At 67.2% G+C, this 10,222-nt stretch carries 12 protein-coding genes; 9 read left to right on the top strand and 3 right to left on the bottom strand.

Features of this window, described 5'->3' with window-relative positions; all coding sequences use genetic code 11:
• The first annotated feature begins 29 nt into the window (after positions 1 to 29).
• From DN388_RS06455 to DN388_RS06430, 6 genes are all read left to right on the top strand, one after another.
• On the top strand, positions 30 to 1,724 hold the full coding sequence (locus tag DN388_RS06455) for a molecular chaperone HscC (RefSeq protein ID WP_254997782.1): 1,695 nt from the start codon (positions 30 to 32) through the stop codon (positions 1,722 to 1,724).
• A gap of 10 nt (positions 1,725 to 1,734) precedes the next feature.
• Positions 1,735 to 3,327 (top strand): J domain-containing protein, encoded by a 1,593-nt coding sequence (locus DN388_RS06450; protein WP_078479915.1) that lies wholly within the window; start codon positions 1,735 to 1,737, stop codon positions 3,325 to 3,327.
• The gene (locus DN388_RS06445; protein ID WP_043864414.1) at positions 3,324 to 3,881 is read left to right on the top strand and encodes a GNAT family N-acetyltransferase; all 558 of its coding nucleotides are present in this window, start codon (positions 3,324 to 3,326) and stop codon (positions 3,879 to 3,881) included. The genes DN388_RS06450 and DN388_RS06445 overlap by 4 nt, the downstream gene beginning before the upstream one ends.
• A 73-nt stretch (positions 3,882 to 3,954) precedes the next feature.
• The gene (locus DN388_RS06440) at positions 3,955 to 4,503 is read left to right on the top strand and encodes a hypothetical protein (protein ID WP_054916297.1); all 549 of its coding nucleotides are present in this window, start codon (positions 3,955 to 3,957) and stop codon (positions 4,501 to 4,503) included.
• The gene (locus DN388_RS06435; RefSeq protein ID WP_078479916.1) at positions 4,504 to 5,031 is read left to right on the top strand and encodes a hypothetical protein; all 528 of its coding nucleotides are present in this window, start codon (positions 4,504 to 4,506) and stop codon (positions 5,029 to 5,031) included.
• A 15-nt stretch (positions 5,032 to 5,046) separates the two neighbouring features.
• On the top strand, positions 5,047 to 5,568 hold the full coding sequence (locus DN388_RS06430; RefSeq protein WP_254997775.1) for a hypothetical protein: 522 nt from the start codon (positions 5,047 to 5,049) through the stop codon (positions 5,566 to 5,568).
• 4 nt (positions 5,569 to 5,572) lie between these two features.
• On the opposite strand, the gene DN388_RS06425 is transcribed toward DN388_RS06430, so the two are convergent.
• Positions 5,573 to 6,046: a DMT family transporter gene (locus DN388_RS06425; RefSeq protein WP_054916300.1), complete on the bottom strand. Its 474-nt coding sequence runs from the start codon at positions 6,044 to 6,046 to the stop codon at positions 5,573 to 5,575.
• Positions 6,047 to 6,140: 94 nt separating this feature from the next.
• Between DN388_RS06425 and DN388_RS06420 the strand changes: the two genes are divergently transcribed.
• Both DN388_RS06420 and DN388_RS06415 read left to right on the top strand, forming a co-directional pair.
• The gene (locus DN388_RS06420; RefSeq protein ID WP_123752904.1) at positions 6,141 to 7,043 is read left to right on the top strand and encodes a LysR family transcriptional regulator; all 903 of its coding nucleotides are present in this window, start codon (positions 6,141 to 6,143) and stop codon (positions 7,041 to 7,043) included.
• A 25-nt stretch (positions 7,044 to 7,068) separates the two neighbouring features.
• Complete coding sequence (locus tag DN388_RS06415) at positions 7,069 to 7,461, top strand: lysozyme inhibitor LprI family protein (RefSeq protein ID WP_043864420.1); 393 nt, start codon at positions 7,069 to 7,071, stop codon at positions 7,459 to 7,461.
• 73 nt (positions 7,462 to 7,534) lie between these two features.
• Here DN388_RS06415 and DN388_RS06410 read toward each other — a convergent pair whose 3' ends face one another.
• A complete protein-coding gene (locus DN388_RS06410; protein ID WP_058541389.1) occupies positions 7,535 to 8,377 on the bottom strand; it encodes an alpha/beta fold hydrolase in 843 nt (280 codons plus the stop codon).
• A complete protein-coding gene (locus DN388_RS06405) occupies positions 8,374 to 9,456 on the bottom strand; it encodes a sugar phosphate isomerase/epimerase (protein WP_196932714.1) in 1,083 nt (360 codons plus the stop codon). Before DN388_RS06405 ends, DN388_RS06410 begins: the two co-directional genes overlap by 4 nt.
• Before the next feature lie 128 nt (positions 9,457 to 9,584).
• Here DN388_RS06405 and DN388_RS06400 point away from each other — a divergent pair, with 128 nt between their 5' ends.
• Positions 9,585 to 10,214: a TetR/AcrR family transcriptional regulator gene (locus DN388_RS06400; protein ID WP_043864423.1), complete on the top strand. Its 630-nt coding sequence runs from the start codon at positions 9,585 to 9,587 to the stop codon at positions 10,212 to 10,214.
• Positions 10,215 to 10,222 lie beyond the last annotated feature (8 nt).

Here is a 10,222-nt window from a genome sequence, read left to right as displayed (position 1 = left end):
CCTCTGATTTGATGAGAGGGAAGTCGCTGATGATCGTCGGTATCGACCTGGGCACGACCCACAGCCTGGTGGCGGTGTGGCGCGATGGCGCCACTGAACTGGTGGCCAACGCACTCGGCCACACGCTCACCCCCAGCGTGGTGGGGCTCGACGACCAGGGCCGGGTGCTGGTCGGGCAGGCGGCGCGCGAGCGCCTGCACACCCATCCGCACCTGACCACCGCATTGTTCAAGCGCTACATGGGCAGCAACCAGCAGGTCACCCTGGGTGGGCGTGCCTACCGCCCCGAAGAACTCTCGGCACTGGTGCTCAAGAGCCTCAAGGAAGATGTCGAGCGTGCCTATGGCGAGCCGGTCACCGAGGCGGTCATCAGCGTGCCGGCCTACTTCAGCGATGCCCAGCGCAAGGCCACCCGCGTGGCCGGCGAACTGGCCGGGCTGCGCGTCGACAAACTGATCAACGAACCCACCGCCGCCGCACTCGCCTACGGCCTGCACCAGCGCGACAAGGAAACCTCGTTTCTGGTCTTCGACCTGGGCGGCGGCACCTTCGACGTGTCGATTCTGGAGCTGTTCGAAGGGGTGATGGAGGTGCGCGCCAGCGCCGGCGACAACTACCTGGGCGGTGAAGACTTCGACCAGTTGCTGCTGGAGCATTTCGTGCAGGCCCAGCAGGGCAACGACTTCCCCGGCGCGACCACGCTGCTGCAGCCGCTGCGCCGCGAGGCCGAGCGTGTACGCCGGCAGCTGGGTCAGGCCCAGCAGGCCGACTTCGTGGTGCGCGTGGAGGGCCGCGAATGGCGCCACGTGTACACCCAGGACGCCCTGGCCGACCTGTTCGCACCGCTGCTGGCACGCCTGCGCACCCCCATCGAACGCGCCCTGCGCGATGCGCGCATCCGCGCCTCGGACCTGGACGAAGTGCTGCTGGTGGGCGGTACCACGCGCATGCCGCTGGTGCGCAAGCTGGCGGCCGGGCTGTTCGGGCGCTTCCCTTCGATCAGCCTCAACCCCGATGAAGTGGTGGCCCACGGCGCCGCCGTGCAGGCCGCGCTCAAGGCCCGGGATGCCGCGCTCGAAGAGGTGGTGCTGACCGACGTGTGCTCCTACACCCTGGGCATGGAAACCGTGCGCCAGGTCGGTGACCGCCACGAGAGCGGGCACTACCTGCCGATCATCGAGCGCAACAGCGTGGTGCCGGTGAGCCGGGTGCAGACGGTGTACACCGTCGGCGACCAGCAGGAGCAGGTGCTGGTCAAGGTGTTCCAGGGCGAGAGCCGCCTGGTGCGCGACAACGTGCTGCTGGGCGTGCTGGAGATTCCGGTGCCACGGCGCAAGGCCGGCGAGGTGGCCCTGGACGTGCGCTTCACCTACGACATCAACGGCATTCTCGAAGCCCAGGTGAGCATCCCGCTGACCGGCGAGCAGCATGCCCTGGTGATCGAGAACAACCCCGGCGTACTCAGCCCCGAAGAGGTACGCGAACGCCTGGCGGCGCTGGCCGAGCTCAAGACCCACCCGCGTGACCAGCAACCCAACACCCTGTTGCTGGCGCGCCTGGAACGCCTGTATCAGGAAAGCCTGGGCGAGGTACGTGAGCTGATCGGGGCCTGGGCCGCGCAGTTCCAGCGCGTGCTGGAAATCCAGGACGAGCGCCAGATCCGCGAGGTGCGCCACGAGCTCGAACAGCGCGTGAATGAACTGGGCCAGGACAGCTGGCGCTGAAGGAGCGGCAATGAGTGACGTGATCGAAGACTGCTGGAGCGTGCTGGCCCTGGCCCCGGGCGCTGATGAACGCAGTATCAGGCGCCAGTATGCGCGCCTGCTCAAGGTGCACCGCCCCGACGAGGACCCCGAGGCCTTCCAGCGCCTGCGCGAGGCCTATGAACAGGCGCTGGCGCGCAGCCGCTGGGCACACGAGGACGATGCAGCGCCAGCGCTGGAATCGGCCGATGTGCCAGCCCCGCAGGCCGCGGCGGTGCACGTCGACGTCGAACCCGCACCCGCCAGGGAGCAACAGGCCCGCGCGCTGCTCGAAGGGCTGGACCCTGCGCAGCTCGACAACCTGTGGCGCCAGGCCGGTGAACTGGGGTGCGAGGCGGCCTTCGAGCAGCAGTTGCTGCAGCGCAGCCTGGATGACGAAACCCTGCGCCTGCCCATCCTGCACTGGGCGGTGCCGAGGCGCGGCTGGTTCACCCCCTGGCAGGCGGTGCCGATCGGCGCGTACCAGGGCGACGAACTGCTGGGCAGCCTCTGGCAAGCCTGCCACGCGCAGTTGCAGCACTATTTGCAGGCGGGCGACGAACAGGCGTTTTTCGCCAGCCTGCAGCACTGGGGCGGGCAGGCCTGGCTGGAGCCCTTCGACCGCCGCGAGCAGTTCCAGGCCATGCTGCTGGAGCTGCTGCACGATCACCCCGGCAGCAGCACCGCGCTGTTCGAACGCGTGTGCGGCTACTTCAACTGGAGCGACGATGACGGTGGCCCCCGGCCCGCGCACCTGTGGCAGGGCCTGAACGAGCGCTGCCGGCGCGATACCTGGTTCGCCCGCCAGCAGGCCCTGGCCGAGCAGTGGCACTGGCACACCAACCCCGAGGGCAATGCGGCCTACCTGCTGCTGCGCAACCTCGAGTTCAAGCAGCAGGTGGCGCTGGCCCAGGGCTTCAGCGAGGCCGACTGGGAAGCCTGTGAGCACCTGACGCAAACCCTGCTCTACCACTACCCCGAACTGCTCGACCAGGTGCCGCACCGCGACCTGTACTTCTGGCGCAGGCTGGCGCCGCGCCCGCTGCATCCGCGCAGCTACCTGCGGGTGATGAGCTGCATGGTGCTGGTGATCGTGCTGTGGCTGGCGGGGCCGGATTTCTTCGCGCACCCCTCCAATGTACTGATTGCCGCCGTGGTGGGCTCGCTGCTGACGGTGCAACTGTCGGCGGTGTTCATGCGTTTCTGGCTGTGGACCGCGCCGAACCTGCTGGCGCTGGACCTGCGCCTGAGCGAATGGCTGATCCCGCGTCGGTTCAACCCCGATGGCGAGCGTCTGCTGCTGCGCCATGGCGTGCCGCGCCTGCTGCTGGCACTGCCGATCTACCCGATGCTGGCCGGTACCCACCCGTGGACCGGTATCGTCGCGCTGACGGGCTACTTCGCTGTCGGGCTGCTTGGACTGTTGCCGTATCAGCCACCACAGGAAGGCGGCCCGGCGTGGCGCCAGCCGTGGGTGACGCTGCACCGGCTCTACGAATTCAACCTGGCCCAGGCCGCGGTGCTGCTGGTAACGGTGGGCGTGGTGGCGTGGTGGCAGGTTCACCCACCAGGAGTAATTTCATGAGTTTGCCTGAAGCTTTCGACACCGCGCTGTGCCTGAACGGGCCGCGCCTGCAACTGCGGCCCATGCAGGCCCGCGATGCCGAGCAGTGGCTGGGGATCATGGCCGACCCCGAGGTGATGCGTTACTGGCACCACGGGCCGTGGCAGACCCTGGACGAAGCCGAAGTGGCCTTGCTGGCCGACCGCGCCGCCTACCTGGCCGGGCGCAGCCTCAAGCTGGGTATCTACCCCCAGGGCAGCGACCTGCTGCTGGGCATGTGCCAGTTCTTCAACATCGACGCCGAGTCGCGCCGCGGCGAAATCGGCTACTGCCTGGCCAGCAGCGCCCAGGGCCAGGGCTACATGGGCGAGGCGCTGGAGCTGTTCGTCGAGTACCTTGCCATCGGCCTGAACATGCGCCGCCTCGAGGCCGAGATCGACCCGCGCAACGGTGCCTCGGCGCGCACCCTCGAACGCATGGGCTTCGAGCGTGAAGGGCTGCTGCGCGAGCGCTGGTGCATCGCCGGCGAGGTGTCGGATTCGGCGTTGTACGGGCTGCTGCTCGAATCGGCCTGAATGACTTGGACAGCGGGGCAGGCGATGGGCTATCGTCGCGCCCCGCTTCCCACCCGGCTGAATGGACTTACTGGTGCGCTTCGATTTCCGCTTGCTGAGCCTGCTGCTGTACCTCGCCTGCCTGTACCCGGAGGCCTGCGCCTGGGGGCACGATTCGGTGCTGCGCGGCATGCACGCGCTGTCGATGGGCTGGCTGGCCGGCGGCCTGTGGTTCGCCAACCCGCTGCTGCTGGGCGCCTTCGCAACCCACCGCAAAGACCCCAAAACCGCTTACCGCCTGGGCTGGTGCGCACTGCTGCTGGCGGGCTCGGCCCTGGCGCTGGGCTGGACCGACTGGTCGCCGATCCCGCCGGCGCCCCACGGCGGGCCTGACGTGCGCACCGGCTACTACCTGTGGCTGGCCTCGATGCTGGCATTCGTGATCGGCCAGCACCGCTACCGGCGCCAGCCCAGGCTTACCCAGCCAGCGCTGGGCTGGCTGCACTGGGTGCTGGTGGCGGGTATCGTGCTGACCATTCCACTGTCGTTCGTCAAGGCCACCGTCGCGCCGGCGCGACCGGTCTACATGAACCTCGGCGAGCCGCCAGCGGCCTGCGACGACTGCGAACTCGGGGTCAACTAGATGCTGGCACTGTTCAAGCGGCATTACGTGGTACTGAGCCTGGCGCTGTACCTGGGCAGCCTGTTTCTGGATGCCGTGCCGGTCAGCGAGGTGACCATGCGCGGCATGCATGTGCTGACCCTCGGCTGGCTGGGTGGCAGCGCCTGGTGGGCCAACCCGCTGCTGTGCCTGGCACTGATGCTGCGGCGCAACCGGCCGCTGCTGTCGCTGTTGGCGGCGGTCGCGGCACTGGTGCTGGCGGCGCAGTGGCTGCCAGTGATCGGCTGGGGCGACAGCGCGCTGGTGCCGCGCAAGGCCAATGGCCAGGCCAACCTGCTCGGCGCCTACTACCTGTGGTTGCTGGCGTTGGCGGCATACGTGGCCGGCCAGTTTCTCAACCGCCGGCAGGCGCCGGGCGGGCCGGGCCAGGGTTGGCTGGCCTGGGTGCTGGTGGCGGCGATCTATGCCACGGCGGCGTTCTCGTTCAGCGTGGGCAGCGGCGCCAATGTCACGCCCCCGGCCCCGGCAATACCCTCCAATTCCATCTGACCTGCGGACATTCCTGTGAAACGTCATTACCTCACGCTCAGCCTGGTGCTGTACGTGGCCTGCCTGTATTTCAATGCCTACTACACCGACAACGGTGCCCACATGAGTTCGGTATGGTTGCTGGTGTACGGGCTGTGGGGCATCCCGTTCCAGATCTATGGCTGGTTTGCCAACCCGGTATTCGGCCTGGCGCTGCTGGCCCATCGCTGGTGGCCGCGGGTGGGGTTGGGCCTGTCGGTGCTGGCGCTGCTGCTGGGGCTGTCGTTCCTGGTGGCGAGCACGGTGCCGGACAACACGCCGCAGTCCTATGATTTCGTGCAACTCACCGCGCTGGGCGTGGGGTACTACCTGTGGATCGGCGCCTTCGTACTGATGACCCTGGGGCAGGCGCTGCACTGTCGTGACCGGCGCGAGGTGCGCCAGGTGCCGCGTCTGCGCGTTGTCGACTGGCTGCTGTTGCTGGTGGTGCTGGGGGTGATCCTGTTCAATGCGTTCCCCCAGCACGGCTACGTGTTCGAGCGCACCCACCCCTGGTGAGCCCTCAACGGTTGGCGCGGGTGCCCCATTGCACCACCAGCATGCCGACGATGATCAGCGCCACCCCGGCGATGCGCAGGCCGTTGACCGGGCGCGATGGCAGGCCCATCAGCCCCCACTGGTCGATGATCAGCGACGAGAGTACCTGGCCGGCGATCACGCACACGATGAAGCCGGCCGCGCCCAGGCGCGGGGTGAGGATCAGCGCCGCGGTGATGTAGGCCACCCCGGCCACGCCACCCAGCCACGCCCACCACGGCGCCTGGCCGAGGTTGGCCAGTTGCGGCAGCGGTGCGCGCATCAGCAGCAGGGCCGGCAGCACCATCAGCACGCTCACCGCCAGCGAGATCAGCGTGGCCCACAGCGGGTGCCCGAGCAGGCGCCCGAGCGCGGCGTTGGCGCCGGCCTGGAACGGCACGGCGGCACCGGCCAGCAGGGCGACAAGCAGCGGTATGGCGACAGCGAGGTTGAGGTTCATGGTGGTTTCCTTCTGGCTATGGAGGGCTTGGTACAGTCTTGGTTATCTGTTTCACTGATGGAAATTCGAATTGTGCACAGGGGCTATTCGCCACATGGATGATCTGCGCCGTATCGACCTCAACCTGCTGCTGACCCTGCATGCACTGCTGGCCGAGCAGCACGTCTCGCGCGCGGCCTTGCGCCTGCACCGCAGCCAGCCGGCGGTGAGCCATGCGCTGGCGCAGTTGCGCGAGATCTTCCAGGACCCGCTGCTGGTGCGCCGTGCGGGCCGCCTGCAGCCCACGTTGCGTGCGCTGGAACTGGCGGCGCCGTTGCAGGATGCCCTGCAGCAACTGGATGCGCTGCTGGGCAGCCCCGGTTTCGAGCCGGCGCGGGCGCGGCGCAGCTTTCGCCTGGCGATGTCGGACTATGGCGCGCGGGTGGTGCTGCCGGGCCTGATGCGCTGCCTGCGCGAGACCGCACCGGGCATCGACCTGGTGGTCAGCCAGGGCAGCCGCGAGGCGATGCTCGGCCAGTTGCTCGATGGCGAGGTGGACCTGGCGCTGGGCGTATTCCCCACCCTGGCCGAGCCGTTGCAGGCCGCCACGCTGTTCGAGGAGGGGTTCGTGTGTGTGGCCGACCGCGCCACGCTGCCGGCCCGTGGCGGGCTGACACTGCCCGCCTGGCTGGCGCGCCCCCATGTGCTGGTGGCGATGCGGCCCGGGGCCGACAACGAGATCGACCAGGCCCTGGCGGCGCTGGGGCAGCAGCGCCGGGTGGTGCTGGCGTTGCCGCACTGGGCGGCGGCCAGCGACGTGCTGGTGGGTACCGACCTGGTGCTGACCGTGGCGCGGCGCAGCGTGCAGAACCTCAAGGCGCTGCGGGGGTTGCGCTGTTTCGAGCCGCCGCTGGCGATTCGCGCGTTCGCCTTTCAGCAGGTGTGGCACGAGCGACGCAAAAAGGAAGCGGCGCACCATTGGTTGCGCGAGCAGGTCATGCGAGCCTGTGCGCCCTAGGCAGTCAGAACAGGAGAGGCAAGCCATGAGTATCAAGCGGATGATGGGGGTTGCGGTGCTGTCGCTGGCGGCAGTTGCGCCGCTGGCGCTGGCGCAGGACAAGACTTCGGCGGCCTACAAGGCCTGCATGGACACCGCGAACACCACGGTGAGCATGAACGAATGCAACAACGCCGAGATCGCCCGCCAGGACAAACGCCTGAACCAGGTCTACAAGAAGGCCATGGCCGCGTTTGGGCCGGTGCAGCAGGGCAAGCTCCGGGATGCGCAGCGGGCGTGGATCAAGTACATCGACAGCAACTGCGATTTCTACTTCACGCAGACCGGCGGCACCATGGACATCCTCAATGGCGGTGGCTGCCGCCTGCGCATGACCTCCGAACGCGCGGATGAGCTGGAGGCATTGCAGGCGCCTTGAACGCCCTTCGCGGGCAATGGCATGCGCTCGATGACAGGCGCGCGCCTTGCTGGCGAAGGCCGCGCCGCAACCCTCAGCGCAGAAACGGCAGCAGGTGCCCGACAAACGCCTCGGGCGCCTCTTCGGTCACAAAGTGCCCGCAGCCCTCGATGATCGCGCCCTGCAACGTGGTGGCGCGCCCCTCCAGGGTTACCCGCGGCGCATCATTGGTTGCCAGTTGCGCCCCGATCGCCAGCACCGGCATGCCCAGTGGCACCTGCCCGCGCTGCTGGTTCTGGCGAATCGTTTCGGGTATCGCGCGGTAGTAGGCAAACCCGCCACGCAAGCCCCCCGGCGCCGAGTACGCCTGCACATAGGTATCCACCGCCACCCGATCCAGGCGCACAGCCCATTTCTCGAACATGAACCTCAGGTACTGCGCTTCGCGCCCGGTAATCAACGCCTCGGGCAGGTCCTGCAACTGGTTGAACATGAAGTGCCACAGGAAGATGTTCTGCTCCGGCGGCGCGAAGATCGACGGCGCCGGCGCCAGGCCCGGAATCACCGCTTCGCTCAGGCACAGCCGGTTCACCACCCCCGGAAAATCGCTGGCCAGGGCATACCCCACCCACATGCCCACATCGTGGCCCACCACGGCATAGCGTTCGTGCCCCAGTTGCCCCATCAGCGCGTGCAGGCGGGCGGCGCAGGTGCCGGTGTCGTAGCCGTCCAGCGGCTTGTCGGAAAGCCCCATGCCGGGAAGGTCCACGGCAATCGCCTGGTAACCGTTGTCGGCCAGGGCCGCCATGACGTGCCGCCAGGTGTACCAGGTCTGTGGCCAGCCGGGGATCAGCAGTACCGGTGCCCCTTCGCCCTGGGTGACGTAGTGCAGGCGCAGGCCGTGCACATGGGCGTAATGGTGAGTGTGCGTGCTCATCGTTGCAGCTCCCCGACAGGGTTGCCTTCAAGGCCGAGCATCCTGGCGATGACCGCCGGCGCCACCGGGGTACCGGCGAAGTCGTCGAACACCGTGTCGGTGACCTGGATGATGTGCCGGTTGATGAACGCCACGCCTTCACGTGCCCCATCGTGCTGGTTTTTCAGGCAGCACTCCCACTCCAGCGTGGCCCAGCCGCTGTAGTCGTATTCGGCCAGCTTGCTGAAGATGCCCTTGAAGTCGACCTGCCCGTCCCCCAGCGAACGGAAGCGTGCGGCGCGCTTGAGCCAGGGTTGATAACCGCCGAACAGGCCCTGCTTGCCGGTGGGCAGGAACTCGGCGTCCTTGACGTGGAACATGCGGATGTAGTCCCGGTAGTGGTCGATGAACGCCAGGTAGTCGAGTTGCTGCAGGATCAGGTGGCTGGGATCGAACAGCATCTTGCAGCGCGGGTGGTGGCCGACGTGTTCGAGAAACAGCTCGAAGCTTGCGCCGTCGTGCAGGTCTTCGGCGGGGTGAATTTCGAAGCACAGGTTGATGCCCTGTTCGGCGCAGGTATCGAGCACCGGCAGCCAGCGCCTGGCCAACTCGGCGAAGGCTGTTTCAACAAGGCCGTCGGGGCGTTGCGGGAAGGGAAAGACGTACGGCCACGCCAGTGCACCGGAAAAAGTCCCCATGTCGCTCAGGCCCAGGCGCCGCGACGCGATGGCCGCGCAGGTGAGCTGGTGCACCGCCCAGGCACTGCGGGCAGCCGGGTCGCCCTGCAGGTGGGCCGGTGCAAAACTGTCGCACAAGGCGTCGTATGCCGGGTGTACCGCCACCAGCTGGCCAAAGAGATGCGTGGTCAGCTCGCTGATCACCAGCCCGTGTTCGGCCAGCATGGCGGTGATGTCGTCGCAGTAGGCCTGGCTGCTTGCGGCTAGCTCGACATCGAACAGACGCTTGTCCCAGGCCGGTATCTGCAACGCCTTGAAGCCCATGTGCGCAGCCCACCGGGCGATGTTGGGCAGTGAGTCGAACGGTGGCTGGTCGGCACTGAATTGCGCCAGATGCAGGCTGGGGCCTTTCAACGTGATCATGTGGAACTCCTATTGTTTGTTGATCGACAAACAATAAGGATGCAGCTTGCGCGTCGTCAAGTATTCTTTGTCTTTCGACAAACAATTGCGGATAATGCCGCCTTCATTCCTGGTTGGAGACTATCGAGATGGCAGGCCGACCACGCCAGTTCGACCGTGAAGCCGCGTTGCGCACCGCCCGGGATGTGTTCTGGGCGCGCGGTTTCGAAGCCACGTCCATGAGCGACCTGGTGGCTGCGCTGGGTATCGCTTCGGCGCGCATCTATGCCGCGTTCGGCTCCAAGGAGCGCTTGTTCAAGGAGGCCATCGAGCTGTATGAGCGCGAAGAGGGCGCATTTTCGACCCAGGCGCTGAGCGAGCAACCCACGGCCTACCAGGCCATCGAGCGGCTGTTGCTCGATGCCGTCGACCTGTACACCCGCCCAGCGGGTCCACTGGGATGCATGGTGGTGTCGGCAGCCACCAACTGCTCGGCCGACAACGACGCCGTGCGTGAATGGCTGGCCGACCACCGCCGCGAAAAAACCTTGTCGATCATTCAGCGCTTGCAGCAGGCGGCCGAGGCGGGCGAGTTGAAACCCGAGGTCGATGTGCAATCGCTGGGCGATTTTTTTGCCACGCTGCTGCATGGGTTGTCGGTGCAGGCCCGCGACGGGATCGCACGTGAGCGCCTGCTCAAGGCAGTGGCGCCGGCCATGCAGATGCTGGCCCTGGCTACCGGTGGGCATGGACCATCGGCCGCCGATCAAATACCCTGACACCGTCA

It is taken from the genome of Pseudomonas sp. S12(2018), from assembly GCF_024355235.1.
Lineage (GTDB): Bacteria > Pseudomonadota > Gammaproteobacteria > Pseudomonadales > Pseudomonadaceae > Aquipseudomonas > Aquipseudomonas palmensis.
This window is presented reverse-complemented; position numbering and strand designations above follow the sequence as displayed.

What these genes read in the sequence shown, in the direction of transcription:
- DN388_RS06455 (WP_254997782.1), top strand. Translation starts at nt 30, where the DNA reads ATGATCGTCGGTATCGACCTGGGCACGACCCACAGCCTGGTGGCGGTG.
- DN388_RS06450 (WP_078479915.1), top strand. Translation starts at nt 1,735, where the DNA reads ATGAGTGACGTGATCGAAGACTGCTGGAGCGTGCTGGCCCTGGCCCCG.
- DN388_RS06445 (WP_043864414.1), top strand. Translation starts at nt 3,324, where the DNA reads ATGAGTTTGCCTGAAGCTTTCGACACCGCGCTGTGCCTGAACGGGCCG.
- DN388_RS06435 (WP_078479916.1), top strand. Translation starts at nt 4,504, where the DNA reads ATGCTGGCACTGTTCAAGCGGCATTACGTGGTACTGAGCCTGGCGCTG.
- DN388_RS06425 (WP_054916300.1), bottom strand. Translation starts at nt 6,046, where the DNA reads ATGAACCTCAACCTCGCTGTCGCCATACCGCTGCTTGTCGCCCTGCTG.
- DN388_RS06420 (WP_123752904.1), top strand. Translation starts at nt 6,141, where the DNA reads ATGGATGATCTGCGCCGTATCGACCTCAACCTGCTGCTGACCCTGCAT.
- DN388_RS06415 (WP_043864420.1), top strand. Translation starts at nt 7,069, where the DNA reads ATGAGTATCAAGCGGATGATGGGGGTTGCGGTGCTGTCGCTGGCGGCA.
- DN388_RS06410 (WP_058541389.1), bottom strand. Translation starts at nt 8,377, where the DNA reads ATGAGCACGCACACTCACCATTACGCCCATGTGCACGGCCTGCGCCTG.
- DN388_RS06405 (WP_196932714.1), bottom strand. Translation starts at nt 9,456, where the DNA reads ATGATCACGTTGAAAGGCCCCAGCCTGCATCTGGCGCAATTCAGTGCC.
- DN388_RS06400 (WP_043864423.1), top strand. Translation starts at nt 9,585, where the DNA reads ATGGCAGGCCGACCACGCCAGTTCGACCGTGAAGCCGCGTTGCGCACC.